The organism is Paenibacillus jilunlii (genome assembly GCF_900102965.1).
Lineage (GTDB): Bacteria > Bacillota > Bacilli > Paenibacillales > Paenibacillaceae > Paenibacillus_AQ > Paenibacillus_AQ jilunlii.
Genome location: NZ_FNGM01000001.1, coordinates 150,895 through 166,539, shown reverse-complemented (window position 1 = coordinate 166,539; position 15,645 = coordinate 150,895). Strand labels below are relative to the sequence as shown.

Here is a 15,645-nt window from a genome sequence, read left to right as displayed (position 1 = left end):
GCTGGCTGTTTTTTTAATCTTATGATTGGTGCCGCTAATCCTGCTTCACTTGTCCTGCCTCAAGGCCCGGTAAGCACCCGGTGTGACATGCTCCTTCTTGCGGAAGGAGCGGATGAAATTCTGCGGGTTATGGTACTGAAGCCGCTCTGCAATTTCCTTGATCGTCATCTCGGTCTCCACCAGCCATTTTTTCGCCATTTGCAGCCGATAGCCCATTACATATTCACTGAAGGTCATGCCGAACTCCTTCTTGAAGATACTGCTTAAGTAGTTCGGGCTGTAATGCAGGCGCTCACCGATCAGCTCCAGTGACAGATCCTGATCATATTCAGTGCGTACGATGTTCGCAATCTGGTCGGACAGGCCGCGGAACTGGCGGGTGGTCTTCTCCTTCATAGCGGCAACCATCGGCTGAATGACTTCCTTCACAAGGATTCGCTCAATTTCCTCCGGGTTGCGGATATCCAGCAGGCGGTGATACAGCGCATAATTATCCTCAGTCAACAATACCTCCACGCCGATCAGCTGCTCCAGTTGGATCAGATTGTTCACGAAGCGGATCAGCATTACCTCGAAATTAAGCGGGTTCTTGCTGTGCTTCATGATTTCGCCTAGCAGCGGATAGAGCGCACGCGACACCTTCTCTTCATCTCCAAGCCGGATAGCATCGAACAGCTGTGACTCCAGCTCCGCCGGATAATGCAGCAGCACCGGACCCGAGATTACCCTGGAAATATCTTCATAAAAAATAATGGATTCCTTGCCCAGATTCAGCCGGTGATGCAGCGCCTGCTTACTCATCTCACAGGCCTCTTTGCTGAAGGTAAGATCAGCGTAGAAATCGCTGATCCCAACGCTGACCGACAGCTTCAGGATATCCCTGACTGTGGTGACAATCCGCTTCGCATCCTCCAGCACCTGCTTGCGGCTTCCGGGCCCGCTGCCATCCTCAAAGATCAGAATCGTGGCCTGCGTCCGGTCATTCAACAGAATCGGGATCATCCGCCGTGAATCCGGAATCAGCTCTTCCACCAGCCTGTTCACGGCAACGAGCAGCAGATCCTTGTCGCTGGCCTGCCGTTCCCCGTAATTATCGAGCTGAATCAGCATCGTTGCATACACCGTCCCTTGGGCAAGGGAATACCCGAAACGGGACATATTATGATCCAGCTCCTCCGCCGTAATCCGGCTGTGGAACAGATTGAGAATGAATTGGGTTTCCAGCTGCGGCAGCTCCGATTCCAGCAAATCCTCCAGGCTTTCCTTCTCCAGAAGGATGTTGTCGATGGAGCTGATAATCCAGTCGATCTCATTCTTCAGCACCGGCTGGGTGCTGCCCGAGAGCCGCCGCTGGATTTTCTGGATCGGCTTGTTGAAATAAACAGCGATGACATAGGCCACGATCACAATCAGGAGCGTAATGACCAAGACCATCAAAAACAAGCCGAAACGTGTGGTCTTGAGGGCATCCGCTATTTCCTGCTCGTCGAGCAGCGTAACATAGATCCAGTTATTATAGGAGGATTTGGCGTAGATCGCCGTAACTTCCTGATGCTTCACCTTCTCCAGCACGACACTTCCCGTCTGGCTCACGCTGCCGGCGGTCTCTGTAATACGGCTCAGCTGGGCCCCGCTCAAGCCCGGGGCGGATTCGGATTCATAGAGCAGATCCCCCTGCCGGTTCAGCAGGTATACAGGTGTGTTTTCTTCGGTCTGCAGGGTGTGCTGCAGCGACAGCAGCGAAATATCCGATAGAGCGATGGCCTGCTTCTTCTGTGAGAAGACGGGCAGCGTATTGACGAAACGGATGCCGGTATCCGTCTTAATCCAGAACAGGGACTTGCTCTGGTTGCCGATGTAGCTTGCGGACAGCTTCTTTTTGCCATCCTCCGTTAAATAAGACAGTCGGCCATTAGAAATCTGCCAGTCCTTCACCAGACTGATCAGCGAATATTCAACGCCGTCCATTCCCATGGAGGCAATATAGTTAAGTTGGGAATTAATATCGCGATAGGCCTCAAAGTCCCGCTCTGTGATCGGATTTTTGATGACCTCACGGAAGGAATTGGTGGTGCTGTAAGTATTGAAAGCATATTCAATCGTTTTGATTTTTTGCTCCAGCGTGTTTTTGATCTGGGTGATCAGGCTCTTTTTGCTGTCCGCGACCCTGTCAATGACCGAATGGATGGTCGTTAAGTAAATATAACTGCCAAAGCTGATGACCAGACCAATGCCGAGAACCAGAATGGGGATAAATATCTTGTAGAACATTCTGCCTTTTTTCATAGGGAGACTCCTTCAATTATGTAATCATTTTCAATTATAGCGTTTTCATAATTTGAAATTCAAGGATATTTAACGTGTGCATTGTCTATATTCCCGAATGTGCGCCGCCATCCGGCTTAAGATGTAAGCTTGCACAGTTATACCGGAGTCTACGCAAGCCGTCAAAAAAGCAGGCCTCCCGTCTCAGGAGGCCTGCTATCTTTTGACAACATATTCTCTATGCTTATGCGTTCTCCGCCGTGCCTTCTTCCATGTACATGGTTTCCCACAGATGCCCGTCGATATCCTGGAAGCTCCAGCTGTACATGAATCCGTGGTCGACCGGGTCATTATATTTCGTGCCGCCTGCGGCCAGCGCCTTGTGTACCAGCTCGTCCACCTCTGCTCTGCTGGAAGCGGAGAAAGCCATAATTACCTCAGTGTGGCTGGAGGTGTCGGTGATTTCCTTGGAGACAAAGGTCTTAAAGAACTCTTTGGTCAGCAGCATGGCAAACGTGTTGTCATTGATGATCAAACATGTGGCGTTTTCATCGGTATACTGCAGATTGAATTCGAAACCAAGTGCGGTAAAAAAGTTAATCGAAGCCTGCAGATCATTTACCGGCAAATTGACAAAAAGCTGGCCTGCTTTGAATCCCATTCTCTGATCACCTCTACGTTTATTTGAGTGTTTACCGCTCGATTATAGCATGAAGCGGCAGCAGGAGTTTCTTCCCGATTGCTGTACTTCTTGAAATTGACCAGGGTGAGGAGTACCCTATAGGTGAAGCGGTACGGGTTGCGCCGGCTTTCCTTCCTGCTTCATCAAGAGAATTACAATCCGCTTGAGCATTATCCAATCTCTTTTAACATGAAGCCTGTATGCTGAGGGTAACTACGATCAAGAGGGGTGAAATGAATGCCGAACATTTGGATGCATCTGGAGTATGGGCAGCAGCTGGCGGACGAATTCAGCCGTGATTTCCCTTTTCTGGCGGAGAGGAAAAACCGTCCTGAGCTGTACCATCTGGGCTGCCAGGGGCCGGATTTCCTGCTGTACCACAGCTTTCTTCCCTGGAAAAAGGATACCCGGGCCATCCGCCTCGGTGATCTTATGCATACGGAGAACTGCGGACCTGTACTGATTGATTTCTGGCAGCGGGCTTTGGCCCTTCCTTCCGGTGAGCTGAGGGAGGCGCAGCAATATTTTCTGGGCTTCCTTACCCACCATCTGCTGGACCGCAACCTTCATCCCTATATCAATTGGAAAGCGGGCTATAAGCACCGCAATCACCAGCGTTTTGAGATTGTCCTTGACACTCTGTTCATGAAGCGCCTGAAACAGCTGGACACCTGGCGGCATGCGGCCTGGAAAAAAATCAACGTGGGCTCCCGCCTGCCCTTCCCGATTCACACTATTCTTCGTGAAACGGCGTCAGACTGGTATCCCGAGTCCCGGCGTCTTCCGTCTGAAATCTGGCATGAGGCCTACCTCGACATGATTTTGGCGCATAAATGGTTATACGACCCCAAGGGGTGGAAGAAATCGCTGCTCCGGGGCAAGGCCCGCCGCCTGTTTTCACAGCAGCTGTCCCCTGCGGAAGAGAAGCTCGATTACCTGAACGAAAAACACGGCGAGTGGCGGCATTCGGCGCTCTACTCCGAGGTGCGGACGGAAAGTGTCTGGGACCTGTGGGAGGAGGCACTTGCGGAGGGACGGACGGTGCTGCGCGCTCTGGCGTCTTGGCTGAACAGCACGGTGCCGGCAGAAGCCGCCCGCGCGCTGGAGCATTTCAAGCAGGTGCTGGGCGACCGTTCCTACGATACAGGCAAAGAGTGCAGCAGCAAGCTTAAGAATCTGTATGCCGAGCCGATTTGGGAGGCAGGCATTATCTCGTGAAGGCGTATGTGTTCGGCGTAAACCGTCCATATAGGACATCCACTGGACAGATCTCCGCATGGAGGTCTGTTTTTTCTGGCTCCAGCCGCCGCGATATCCTTCATCATCCGCCCCGTGCCCTACCAAGTAAATAGCCAATGCTCTTAAGCCTCCTGTTCCGATGAACGTTAACCGGACAAGGATACGCTCAGATGAATAGGAGTTCTACACCGACGGGACGAATACAATCCGCTGCTGGCTGTCAGCAGGGGCATTCCAGACGTCCTCTACACTGGACAGCGGAAAAACTACAGGGTTCGTTGTTAGTTTGCCGTCAGCAATAGCATCTATTAATGCCGGAAATTCGGCCATATATCCGGCTGGTGTGACAGACCCCTGGCCACTGCCGATGATCTGGAAGTTGGCAGAACGGAGTGCTGCGGAAGGTATAACGGCATCCGCTCCTGCAACAGAACCGATTTGAATCCAGGTCAAGAGCCGGCTGCGGTCTGATCTCCGGGTGAGAATCGGGAGCATGGCCAACCCGGCAGGCTTGCCCCACAGATAATCTATAACAATGTCAACCTCGGCTGCGGCCTCGCCAAGGCGCCGGGCTACTGCCTCTGGATCACCAGCCAGACACACGGTTACATCAGCACCGATTGCCGTAAGTGAATGGAGGCGTTCCTGGTCACGTCCGGCAGCGATGACCTGGCTTGCGCCGAGAAGCTTGGCAATCTGGACTGCCATCTGTCCGGAATTGCCTGTAGCCCCCATAATCAGAACCTTGAATCCGGGCTGAACCTGAACCCGGCGGCGGAGTGTCACCCAGGAGGACATCGCCGGATTCATTGCGGCAGCAATGAGCACTGGATCGGCATGAGCCGGCAAGGGTACGCTGCGCCGCAGATCAATTACTGCTTTGTCGGCAAAAGCGCCCAGAGCCGAATCTGTTGCCACGAAATAGACCAGCCGGCCATCCGGCAGACGTCCGACCCCATCAATACCGGGGATCAGCGGCAGTTCATCCGTACTGGTATAGTGGGATCCATCAGCCTGAGAACGGACTCGCGGATGTAAACCGGAAGCAAGCACGTCAATCAGAACCTCATGATTGGCGGAGGGTTCGGGCGTGTCGAAGAACTCGTATTTGGGACCTGAATCAAATGATCGTACAACAGCAGCATACATAATATTGACCTCCAGTTGTCCTTATGGACGAAATTAGTTTGTGATACAAACAATATAGTTTGTCCCACGTACAAAGTCAACAGTTATTGTGTTACAATATGAAAATCAGGTGCTGGGCGCAATGAACGGCAGCGCCGATTGTCCGAAATATAACAGAGTGCGGAGTGAAAAATATGACCAGTTACGATGATTCTTTTAATAATCTGGATGACCTGTCGATCGTGGACGCCCTCGTACAGGTTTCATTTCTTATCCAGAACATTCTGGCTAAAATAGGGGCTGAACATGATCTGTCGGTCATTCAAATCCGGCTGCTTGGCATCCTGCGCGACCGGGAGCCGAGCATGCAGCAGCTGGCCCGGCATCTTGGCCTGGATAAATCCAGCATTACCGGACTTGTCGACCGCGCCGAACGGCGCGGATTAGTTGAACGTACGGTTTCCAGTAGCGACCGGCGTGGGTTCAATGTGAGGGCAACTGCAGTAGGCTGGCAGATTATTCATGAAGTCGGTGAGCAGATTGAGCATCAGATTACGGCTATGACTGTAGGGCTTACGGAATCGGAGCGTACCCAGACCATTGTGCTTGCCGGCAAAATACTGGCCGCTGCAGCGGGGGCTAATCGATGAACCGCAGATGCTTCTATGTAGATGTTGCCGTCCCATACGGTTCATAGTACAATTCGGATTTAATTCGAGTACAGGTACACAACAAATTGCCCCTTGCGCCGTTTCGGCAGAAGGGGCAATAGCCTTTTTTACTCATGCGTTTTCATTCATCTGCCTGCCGCGGTCATGCTCCACCACCACACAGGCTCCGCCCTCCGGTGTGTTGCTCAGGTGGATTGAACCGCCCAGCTTGGCAGCCAGCTGCTTTGCAATGTACAGGCCAAGCCCGGAATGACCGTCCCTGCTCGCTCTGGCGTCATCTCCCCGGTAGAATTTTTGAACAGCCTTCTCCAGGTCCCTGCGGCTGAAGCCGGGGCCGGTATCACAGATTTCATACAAGACACGGCTGCCGCGCAGGGTAACGGACACCGAAATCGAACCCCCGCTTGGTGTATATTCCAGGCTGTTCATTACCACATTGTCGAGAATACGCTCCAGCAGCTCAGCATCGGTGTAAAGGCAGAGCCCCGCCGCGTCTTCCATCCGCAGAAGGATGTCAATCCCTTTTTGGCCCGCCTCCAGCCCGTAAGCCTTGATTTTACGTTCCAGAAACGGCGCCAGTTCAAAAGTCTCCGCATGCAGTACAGTATCCGTCCGCTCCATATCCGAAGTGTACTGCATCTGCCGTACCAGCTCGCTGCTTTTACTAGCATTCTCGTGAATTACGCCAAGATAGCGTCTCAGCCTTTCATCGTCCGTCGCTCCCGAATCCATCAGCGCTTCGGTGTAGCTGCGGATAATGGAGAGCGGAGCCTTCAGATCATGCGCCAGCGCTTCGACCATTTCTACCCGTTCCTGCTCCATCCGCCATTGTGCCGAGAGCGAGCTCTCCAGCTCTGTCTTCATTTCGTCAAAAGCGCTGCTCAGCTGGCCCAGCTCATTGTCCGAATGGTAGCCGATTTCGAAGTCAAGATCCTTCTCTTTAATCTTACGGGCAGCCTCCATCAGCAGGCGCAGCGGCTTGTTGATGTTGTTCGACACCACCCGCGAGAAGAGCAGGGCGAACAGGATGATATACAGGAAGGGTGACACCAGTGCGCCAATAAAAATCACCGTCAGCCACCAGTTGCCGGATTTATTCACATAGGTAGGCTTCAGGGCATAGGACAGCAGCACCGCTCCTTTTACTGCACCGTCCCCATCGATGATCGGCACCGTGCGCACATAATTTCCCTGAACACTGGAGGTCGTATTCAGCAGCTTGTACAGCTCCGTTCGTCCTTGTATATGTACGGTGTCCAGTGTGCCATATAGTTTATCTGCATTCCTGTCCACCACCTGGTAGGTGATGCCCTCACCCGGTATCGCCGCTTCCAGCGCCGTTCTGGCAGAAGAGGCAAGCAGTGCCGTCTGCTGCTGCAGAATGTAGCTTTCGATGGCAGGCAGGCGTTTCTCATAATGATTGGCGGGATAGACCAGCTTGTTCTCCACCCGCATAAAGAGCAGCACGGCAAATGCATAGGTAATCACCGTCGCCACTACACTGGCCAGGATAATATAGGTGAAGGCCAGCTGAAACTGGGTTTTAAGCGGTCTTTTGTTCATACAGCAGCTCCTTGCTTACGGATTTGTCCATTTATAGCCGATTCCCCACACTGTAGAGATATAATCCCCGGATGGATCGGCAGCAGCCAGCTTGGCGCGGATTTTCTTGACATGCTCCACCACGGTGGAGGCATCCCCTTCGGCATCATAACCCCACACCTTCTCATAAATATGCTCGCGCGAAAAAACCTGCCCGCCATGCAGCGCCAGCAGCTCGGTGATCTCATATTCCCGCCGGGTTAGCGCAATCGGCTCTCCTGCCACACTGACCAGCCGTTCCTTAAGGCTTAGCTCCAGCTTGCCGAACCGCAGCCGGCTCTGCTGCTGGGGTTTCTGCCGCGACCGCTCCTCCCGCCGGAGATTGGCCTCAATCCGGGCCATCAGCTCCCGGAGGCCAAACGGCTTAATCACATAATCGTCGCCGCCCAGTGTCAGCCCCCGGACCCGGTCCGCTTCCGACTGCCTGGCGCTCAGGAAAATAATCGGGCAGCTTACCCGGTCGCGGATGCTGCGGCAGACCTCAAAGCCGTTCATCCCCGGCATCATAATGTCGAGGATCACCAGATCAGGCTCGCTGTCCGCCAGCCTGACCCCTTCGTTGCCGTCATAAGCGGCCAGCACCTCATGCCCCTTGGCCTGCAGCTCATCGGTGAGCAGCAGAACCAAGGCCACCTCATCGTCAATGATCAGAATTCTGCCCACCTTATCCCTCCTGTCATTTGTTACTCGTAGCTCTTGCGGCCTTCCCATCTGCGAAACCATAGTATACTACAAACAGCAGCAAGCAAAAATACTATACATGCCGGAACGAGGCCGCGGATCAGTTCATCCCGCAGAAACCCGGATAATGCGAAACCCTCCGGCAGAGGGAGCCCGGGCATAGCCAGGGCGGGAAGCCCGGCCAGCCGCGCGGGCCAGGACCATGGCACAAACGGCCAGATGGCATCCCCTATGGAAGTGGTGCCCACGATGGCGGAAATCAGCAATCCGGCCCCTCCTGCTCCAACGGAAGCACCAAGCCCAAAGGCGAGTGACAGGAACAAATGCAGCACACACAGGGCCAGGCTGCCCGCCAGTGCAAGCAAACCGCTGAGCATAAATATCCCGATGCCAGGCTGCCCGATATGCAGCACATAACGCATTCCGGATAACAACACCAGCATAGAGCCGAACAGGAATAACGTCACCAGCATAACCAGCTGCAGCAGCTTGCTTAGATAGATCAGCGGTCTGGGGGCACTCTGCCCCAGCAGACCATTGAAATGCCCGGCATTCTCTTCCTGGGCCGCGAGCAGCCCGGCCAGCAAACCTATGCCGACAGGCAGAATAATGCTGGCCGATTGAAAAAAGGCCTGATGAATCTCATAGGGCAGCTCCGCCGTACGCGCAGGGCGGGCGAAATACCACAGCAGCAGCGCAGGATAGCCGAGAATTGCGGCACCCGTCAGCCAGCGGACCGGTGTCCGCTTCGTTTTGAGCCAGTCCGAAGATAATAACCGCAGCAGCATCGCTATTTCACCTCTTTCCGGGCAAACCACACTCCCGTGAGCCAGGAGCTGGCCGCAAAAAACAGCAAGGATACGGCAATTCCCACCGGAATCACCGAGGGTTCGAGCAGCGGGTTGCCGGATTCCAGCGGGACCCCGTTCGGATGCACACCGGCTACGGGACACATCAGCCGCAGGGCCCAGCTCCATGGCACATAGATCCAGTTTGGCCCGGGTGCGGCAATTACACCGGCGAACATACCGGCAACACCCAGTCCGATAGATGCCGCGATGCCCTTCCACGCCGCTGCCAGCAGCTGGAGCGGAATGAGGCTTAACGATACCAGCCAAGTGAGCAGGCTGGCAACCACAACCTTTTCCACAGGAAGGGTTCCATCCGTAATCAGCAGGCCGGCAATCAGAGCAGCAGCAATGGTTCCCAGGGAGGACAGCAGCATATAATAGGCCAGCACCATGATTTTGCCGAACCATAACGCTCCGGGACGGACATTATGAAGCCGGAGGCTGCGGTAATTCCCGGCCTTGCGTTCCCTAACCTCAGCCAGCGCACAGAGCAGCGCCGTGCCGAGCGGCACAAATACAAACGGCCACCAGTTAAAAACCATACTAAGAAACAGGTCACCCGGCAAGCTCTGTCCTTTGGGAAGATACAGCAGTGCAACGAGCGCGAACAGAACAAAAAACAACGGGGCCGCCCAGACCAGCTTTGCCGAAAAGCTGCGTCTGTATTTTAAATGCTCAGACTGAAGGATATTAAGCATGGTGCACCCCCGCCTGTTCCCGGTTCCGGGCAACGACCTGCATAAACAGGGTTTCCAGATCTTCGCCTTTGTGTATTATGCTCTCATAGCCCAGCCGCCCGCCGCTGATAATGCCGATATAATCGGCAATCTGCTCCACCTCGGACAAAATGTGGCTGGAGAGAATCACCGTAATGCCCTGCGCCGGAAAGGAGCGGATCAGTTCCCGCAGCTCCTGAATGCCGAGCGGGTCCAGCCCGTTCGTCGGCTCATCCAGAATCAGCAGCTCCGGACGGTTCAGCAGTGCAATCGCGATGCCCAGTCTCTGTTTCATGCCGAGGGAAAATTGGGAGGCCTTTTTGGAGCCGGTCTCCTGTAAATCCACGGTGTGCAGCACCTCATCTATTCTTCGCGCAGGCTGCCCCAGCAGCTTTGCATGAACCGTCAGATTTTCCCGGGCCGTAAGGTTCCCGTACAGCGCCGGAGATTCAATCAATGCGCCAATCCGCTCCAGCTGCTTTCTCTCCCAGGGCTTGCCGCCTATCAGAATCTCTCCACTGCTCGGGCGCAGAAGTCCTGTAATCATTTTCAGTGTCGTCGTTTTGCCTGCCCCATTCGGTCCAAGCAGTCCGTATACCGTGCCTGCCGGGATCTTCAATGAAACGTCCTCCACGGCCTGCTGCCGTTTGAACCGCTTGCTCAAATGTTTGGTCTCCAGTATGTATTGCATCTAATCCCATCCTCTCTTGCTTGTCTGGACACAGCTTACCAAGAGAAAATAAAGATTTTATAATGTTTTGGAATTACTTTTTGTCCACCGTGTTTTGTTTAACCTCCGGTTAACGCCCTTGAAATATTCGCTTGATAAGATTAGGGCAAGTAACATATAGGGAGGGATTCCATGCGCCTGGCCTTATTTACGGACACGTTTCTTCCGCAAACCAACGGTGTTGCCCGCACGCTTGGCCGGTTAACCGGCCACCTGAACCGCCGGGGGATTGAACATCTGCTGTTCACACCCAAATCCGCCCCCGAGGACAGCTACCCCGATCCGGTCCGTCCTGTTGCCAGTATCCCGTTTTTTCTCTATCCCGAGTGCAGGCTGGCTCTCCCGAGCATGTCCTCTATTCAGAGCCAGCTGAACGCCTTCCAGCCCGATCTGCTGCATATGTCCACCCCGTTCAACATCGGCTTGTGCGGCCTCCGTTATGCACACAGGCAAGGCCTGCCCCATGTAGCCTCCTACCATACTCATTTCGACCGTTATCTTGAATATTACCGCATGCGCCGGATTGTTCCACTCTACTGGAGATACATGAAATGGTTCCACCGCACCTGCGGTGCCACCTTTGCCCCGTCGCGGGAAACGGCAGAGATCCTGCGGGAGCAGGGCTTCGAACGGCTGCGGCTCTGGTCCAGAGGCGTTGACTGCCAGCAGTATTCCCCGGATAAACGCCAAGCAGCCAGCTTAAGGGAGCGCTATGGAATTTCCGTTCCGCTGGTACTGCTGTATGTAGGCCGGATTGCCCCGGAAAAAGATATCGCCACCCTGCTGCACGCTCTGCAGCTGCTGCCGGAATCCGTTGCCGCCGGGGTTCACCTGCTGGTGGTCGGCGACGGACCGCTGCTGCCCGAGCTGCGTGCCCAGGCACCGCGCAATGTCACCTTCACCGGTGTCAAGCACGGAGAAGAGCTGGCGGAGCTGTATGCCTCCGCCGATCTGTTCGTGTTTCCGTCCAGCACGGAAACCTTCGGCAATGTGGTGCTTGAAGCTATGGCCTCAGGGCTGCCTGTTGTTGCCGCCGGTGCAGGCGGGAGCAAGGAACTGGTCATGCCCGGGAGAACCGGAGCGCTGTTTCAGCCGCAGGAGCCGGGCTCGCTCGCGGAGGAAATATGCCGCCTGTCCAGCGATTCCACGCTGCGGACGGCCATGGGGAGTGAGGGACGGATACAGGCGCTTGGCCGCTCCTGGGAACAGATTTTTGACGGACTGATCCGGGATTATGAAGAAATAATCGACAGCAGACGCATCAAGGCCAGTGCGCAGATATTTTCCGCCTGAGGGGGGATATGGTACATCTTGTCTCAGGCAACTCGAAGGCTCGTTGAATGCAGACAGTAAGCCTGCTAGCTTCCCCTTTATGCTTAAAGAAGGACGCCCCGATGCGGACGCCCTTCTTTGATGCAGGTATTAAAGGCCCATACGATCCTGCGGGGCCAATTGGCCTTGCTCCAGCAAGTCATACTTGGACAGCTTCATATTTACTATGGCAAAAGCCCGGTCCAGCTCCTGCTGCTGGCGCTCCAGGTCCTGCCTGTATTCACGGAGAATGGCCGCTCGCTGCGGAATGGTCGAATCCCCTTGAAGCGTCAGGTCCACCATCTGCTTCAGGGTGGCCACCGGCAGTCCGGTTGCCCGAAAACAGTTCATCAGCGAGATGGATTCCAGGTCCTTTTCCCCGAATATCCGGTTCCCGTGCTCGTCCCGCTGAAGGAGCGGGAGCAGCCCTTCCTTTTCATAATAACGGATGGTATGCGCAGGCAGCCCCAACTTCTCCGAAGCCTCTTTGATGGAGATTCCCAAGGAGTTCACTCCCCTCTGATCACAACCGTGATCCGGTTTTTTCCTAGTATACGGCTAAAAGTACATTTGAAGTCAAGACCCTCCCGCTCCGGTTTCATAACCCAATCTATCTGCCGCCAGGACCGTCCGGGTATCCGCAGCAGCTCAAATTGTGAATTCCACTCCGGTCAGCTGCTCGCTGAGCACCCACAGGCACTCTGCTGTCTCACGGTCAATAGCCCAGGGCCAGACTCCCGAGCCCTGCATACTGTCGGCCGGAACCGCTTCGGCAATATCGGCATCCTCACAGTAGACGCCTCCGAGTCCCGCAAGCTGTTCACTGACCGCACACCAGATACTGGTTGCCGCTCCTTGCTCCGTGTTTTTCATGAAGTCGGAGTTTGCGTTGCTTGCAGGCTCCCCCTTCTCGCCTTCTTGTGCCGGCTGAACCTTGACGGGTTTAACACCAACTTCTTCCTTCTCCAGAAAACGGCCGATTCCCGAGGAAGGGATAAGGCCCGGATGAACGGCAAAGGCCCGGACTCCATACGCTTTGGCTTTCTCGTCCAAGGCAACCGCGAACAGCACATTCGCGCTTTTGGACTGGGCATAGGACTTCCATTTATCATATTCCCGCCGCTCAAAGTTCGGGTCGCTGAGATCAACGCCGCCCAGACGGTGCGCCCGGGATGAAACCGAGATAACCCGGGCCTGATCCGCTTGCTGCAATGCAGGCCAGAGGCGGGCCGTCAGCTGAAAATGCCCCAGATGATTGGTGGCGAACTGCGACTCATAACCGCGGGCATCACGTGCCAGCGGCGCAGCCATAATGCCGGCACTGTTGATGAGGAAATGAAGCGGCCGCCCAGAAGCGATGAACCGCCGGGCGAAGCTGTCGATTGAGTCGGGGTCCATCAGATCAAGAGCTTCCAGCTCCAGGCGGGGGATGCCGGAGACGGCAGCCTTGGCCTTTGCGGGAGTCCGTGCCGGAACGATTACAGTGGCCCCTGCTTCGGCAAGCACACGCGAGGTTTCCAGTCCAATCCCGGAATATCCGCCCGTTACAATCGCTACCTTGCCGGTCAGATCCAGGCCGCCGATCACCTCAGCGGCTGTCGTCCGGGCACCGAACCCGCTTACGAGCGGCGCTTGCACCGTTAGGTAATTGTTGGTTTGTGATTCCAAATGATGATCCCTCCATTCTATTCTTCGGGATCATCATATGCCTTAAAGTTCACTTTAAGGCAAGCGTTTATTGGAATAGCTCCTGAAAATGCCCTATTGCCGCTCCGTCCCTGAGGATTCACCCCCCCAGCTCATGGAAGTATTCCATCCGCAGCTCCGCCGGCTCGCCAAGTGGAAAAAGTAAACTTAAATCTTCTCCCTTCCACTTCCCCGCAAGCAATAGTTGGAAAAAGGATAACTAATTTGAACCATCCACCCCTGTTCAGGTAAATCCGCTTAAAATAAGTCTACTTTTTCCCACTAATCCCTCTGCAGCAAGCTTTTCGATCCACTTAAGTGAACTAATTCCACTTGACTCCCTGCCCCTGCAAAAGCATATTCCGCTTGGAGAACAAGCTCCGGCCCGGACATCACCGCCATTTCAGCGATACTTTTCCATGATTAATGCGGCTTGGCTGTGCATCCTCTGTCTAAGACTTTCAGGCTCAAGCACTGTAATCAATGGGCTGTACTCCAGCAGCTTTCCGAACCAGCCCTGCTCCTCTTCCGGGACAGTAAAGGACATCAGGAGTTCACCTTCGCGCCTCTCCAGCAGCTCAGCTTGCAGAAACGCTTCCTGGAGCAGCACCCTGTGCTCTGCCTTACAGGCTAGACGGACTTTCACTTGCGGCCGGAGGTCTATGCTCTGACAGGAGCAATTCCGCATCCTTATGCGTCAGAGTAAATGTCTGGGACATCAGGTGAACGGACCGCATCCGGGAGAGGCGGAACAGCCGGTAATCCAGCTTATCGCAGCAATATGCGAACAGATACCAGGCGTACCATTTATAGGTCAGAAGGAGCGGCTCCACCCCTCTGTCCGTTACGCTGTTGCCGGCATCCGTATACTGGAATCCAAGCCTTTTTTCTCTTTTATCGCCTGTTCCACCATGGCTATATTCCCGCCTGTCTCCTCTCCTTCACGCAGCACGCCCAGGTTCAGCTGGAGCATTGGCCCAAGTGCCGCTTTGCCGGGTGCGAGAGCAGTCATAACCTCAACGGTGCCTTGTACCCGCAGGTTGTCATACCCGGTTAGCAGGCCCTTCAGCGCAGCAAGAATATATGTATAATCTTCGGATTGGAGGAGCTGCCTGTTCATTTTATAGCTGTCAATGATGTAGTAGCCGCCATTCAGCCCCTGCTGCGAGCCTACAGGAATTCCGGCTAGACTGATGGACGCCATATCCCGCTGGATGGTGCGCGGCGACACTTCGAACTTCTCAGCCAGCACCCGGGCACTGACCGTTTCACGGTTAAGCAGGTAGACCACGATCCCCAGCAGACGGTCAATTTTCATCCGGCTATACCTTCCGCCTCTGCGGATCAGCCTTGCAGCTGTCCATCCATTCACTTTCAAGGAGGCCATAGGCATAGGTGTCATGCCAGAGCGGATGTCCTTCATTGTCGCATTTAAAATATCCGGTCTGAAGCAAATGCCCTTCCCGGCGCAGCCGCAGACGCTCCAGCAGACGCCAAGAGGGGGTGTTGCGGGGATCACAATGTGCGGTCACTCTTCGGGCCTTGAGATCACAGAAAGCGTATTCCAGTAATCTTTGACAAGCCTCCGCCGCATAACCCTTATTATGGAATTCACTGTTGAAAACATAGCCAAGCTCCCAGGTCCGGAATGTCAGCGGCTCCTGCTGCTGAAAATACAGATTCCCGATCATTTTCCCAGACTCCTTCAGGCATACCGCCCAAAAGGCAGGGTCCGCAGAGCGCCGAAGTGCCTCCGCCTGGCTCGCTTGCTCATCAAAAACCCCGTAAGGCTCGTACCTCACCACCTCTTCCCGGGAAAGATATTCATGCAGATCCTCCCAATCCTCCGGCTGGAAGTCTCTTATTGTTAACCGCTGTGTTTCCAGAACTTTCATAGATTTATCTCCTCATCTCTGCTTCACGGTGTTAGATTCACCCACAATATAGCAAGTGTGATGCGGAATTTTCAGTAACATTTCTTATGACAGCCGGTTTCTGCGTCCGCATTATTTGCAAAATCAGTTTTTTGTCGCCGAATAGCATCTTCTCAATCCACTTTGCTTATTCGTATAAGGAGCCAAGC

General features: G+C 54.4%; 17 protein-coding genes. 3 read left to right on the top strand and 14 right to left on the bottom strand.

Features of this window, described 5'->3' with window-relative positions:
- Positions 1 to 45: 45 nt before the first annotated feature.
- Together BLQ82_RS00780 and BLQ82_RS00775 are read right to left on the bottom strand one after the other, a co-directional pair.
- Positions 46 to 2,286 carry an AraC family transcriptional regulator gene (locus tag BLQ82_RS00780; RefSeq protein WP_062526464.1) on the bottom strand — a complete coding sequence of 747 codons (2,241 nt, stop codon included), beginning with the start codon at positions 2,284 to 2,286 and terminating at the stop codon, positions 46 to 48.
- Positions 2,287 to 2,509: 223 nt separating this feature from the next.
- Positions 2,510 to 2,926: a VOC family protein gene (locus tag BLQ82_RS00775; protein WP_025707813.1), complete on the bottom strand. Its 417-nt coding sequence runs from the start codon at positions 2,924 to 2,926 to the stop codon at positions 2,510 to 2,512.
- 258 nt (positions 2,927 to 3,184) lie between these two features.
- On the opposite strand from BLQ82_RS00775, the gene BLQ82_RS00770 reads away from it, so the two are divergent.
- Positions 3,185 to 4,165, top strand: coding sequence for a zinc dependent phospholipase C family protein (locus tag BLQ82_RS00770; protein WP_062526462.1), 981 nt, complete (start codon positions 3,185 to 3,187; stop codon positions 4,163 to 4,165).
- 204 nt (positions 4,166 to 4,369) lie between these two features.
- Here BLQ82_RS00770 and BLQ82_RS00765 read toward each other — a convergent pair whose 3' ends face one another.
- On the bottom strand, positions 4,370 to 5,335 hold the full coding sequence (locus BLQ82_RS00765; RefSeq protein WP_062526460.1) for a quinone oxidoreductase family protein: 966 nt from the start codon (positions 5,333 to 5,335) through the stop codon (positions 4,370 to 4,372).
- Between the two features lie 173 nt (positions 5,336 to 5,508).
- On the opposite strand from BLQ82_RS00765, the gene BLQ82_RS32930 reads away from it, so the two are divergent.
- Positions 5,509 to 5,964, top strand: a complete 456-nt coding sequence (locus tag BLQ82_RS32930) for a MarR family winged helix-turn-helix transcriptional regulator (RefSeq protein ID WP_062526457.1) — start codon at positions 5,509 to 5,511, stop codon at positions 5,962 to 5,964.
- Between the two features lie 132 nt (positions 5,965 to 6,096).
- Here the strand turns inward: BLQ82_RS32930 and BLQ82_RS00755 are convergent, their stop codons facing one another.
- From BLQ82_RS00755 to BLQ82_RS00735, 5 genes are read right to left on the bottom strand one after another with little or no spacing between them, the layout of a single operon-like run.
- A complete protein-coding gene (locus BLQ82_RS00755) occupies positions 6,097 to 7,548 on the bottom strand; it encodes a sensor histidine kinase (RefSeq protein ID WP_062526455.1) in 1,452 nt (483 codons plus the stop codon).
- A 15-nt stretch (positions 7,549 to 7,563) separates the two neighbouring features.
- A complete protein-coding gene (locus tag BLQ82_RS00750; protein ID WP_062526454.1) occupies positions 7,564 to 8,250 on the bottom strand; it encodes a response regulator transcription factor in 687 nt (228 codons plus the stop codon).
- Between the two features lie 20 nt (positions 8,251 to 8,270).
- Positions 8,271 to 9,056 carry a lantibiotic immunity ABC transporter MutG family permease subunit gene (locus BLQ82_RS00745; protein WP_062526452.1) on the bottom strand — a complete coding sequence of 262 codons (786 nt, stop codon included), beginning with the start codon at positions 9,054 to 9,056 and terminating at the stop codon, positions 8,271 to 8,273.
- Positions 9,057 to 9,058: 2 nt separating this feature from the next.
- Positions 9,059 to 9,817 (bottom strand): lantibiotic immunity ABC transporter MutE/EpiE family permease subunit, encoded by a 759-nt coding sequence (locus BLQ82_RS00740; protein WP_062526450.1) that lies wholly within the window; start codon positions 9,815 to 9,817, stop codon positions 9,059 to 9,061.
- Positions 9,810 to 10,526: a lantibiotic protection ABC transporter ATP-binding protein gene (locus BLQ82_RS00735; protein ID WP_062526448.1), complete on the bottom strand. Its 717-nt coding sequence runs from the start codon at positions 10,524 to 10,526 to the stop codon at positions 9,810 to 9,812. Before BLQ82_RS00735 ends, BLQ82_RS00740 begins: the two co-directional genes overlap by 8 nt.
- A gap of 171 nt (positions 10,527 to 10,697) precedes the next feature.
- Here BLQ82_RS00735 and BLQ82_RS00730 point away from each other — a divergent pair, with 171 nt between their 5' ends.
- Positions 10,698 to 11,858, top strand: a complete 1,161-nt coding sequence (locus BLQ82_RS00730; protein ID WP_062526446.1) for a glycosyltransferase family 4 protein — start codon at positions 10,698 to 10,700, stop codon at positions 11,856 to 11,858.
- 129 nt (positions 11,859 to 11,987) lie between these two features.
- On the opposite strand, the gene BLQ82_RS00725 is transcribed toward BLQ82_RS00730, so the two are convergent.
- The 6 genes from BLQ82_RS00725 to BLQ82_RS00700 all read right to left on the bottom strand — a co-directional run bounded on the left by BLQ82_RS00725 (position 11,988) and on the right by BLQ82_RS00700 (position 15,457).
- Complete coding sequence (locus BLQ82_RS00725) at positions 11,988 to 12,380, bottom strand: MerR family transcriptional regulator (protein ID WP_062526444.1); 393 nt, start codon at positions 12,378 to 12,380, stop codon at positions 11,988 to 11,990.
- Between the two features lie 144 nt (positions 12,381 to 12,524).
- Entirely contained in the window at positions 12,525 to 13,544 is a 1,020-nt protein-coding gene (locus tag BLQ82_RS00720) for an SDR family NAD(P)-dependent oxidoreductase (RefSeq protein ID WP_074647564.1), read from the bottom strand.
- A gap of 421 nt (positions 13,545 to 13,965) precedes the next feature.
- A complete protein-coding gene (locus tag BLQ82_RS32485; protein WP_082722785.1) occupies positions 13,966 to 14,250 on the bottom strand; it encodes a WCX domain-containing protein in 285 nt (94 codons plus the stop codon).
- Positions 14,186 to 14,395 carry a WYL domain-containing protein gene (locus BLQ82_RS33130; protein WP_062526438.1) on the bottom strand — a complete coding sequence of 70 codons (210 nt, stop codon included), beginning with the start codon at positions 14,393 to 14,395 and terminating at the stop codon, positions 14,186 to 14,188. The genes BLQ82_RS32485 and BLQ82_RS33130 overlap by 65 nt, the downstream gene beginning before the upstream one ends.
- Before the next feature lie 11 nt (positions 14,396 to 14,406).
- Complete coding sequence (locus BLQ82_RS00705) at positions 14,407 to 14,880, bottom strand: helix-turn-helix transcriptional regulator (protein WP_062526436.1); 474 nt, start codon at positions 14,878 to 14,880, stop codon at positions 14,407 to 14,409.
- Between the two features lie 4 nt (positions 14,881 to 14,884).
- A complete protein-coding gene (locus BLQ82_RS00700; protein ID WP_062526434.1) occupies positions 14,885 to 15,457 on the bottom strand; it encodes a GNAT family N-acetyltransferase in 573 nt (190 codons plus the stop codon).
- Positions 15,458 to 15,645: the final 188 nt, after the last annotated feature.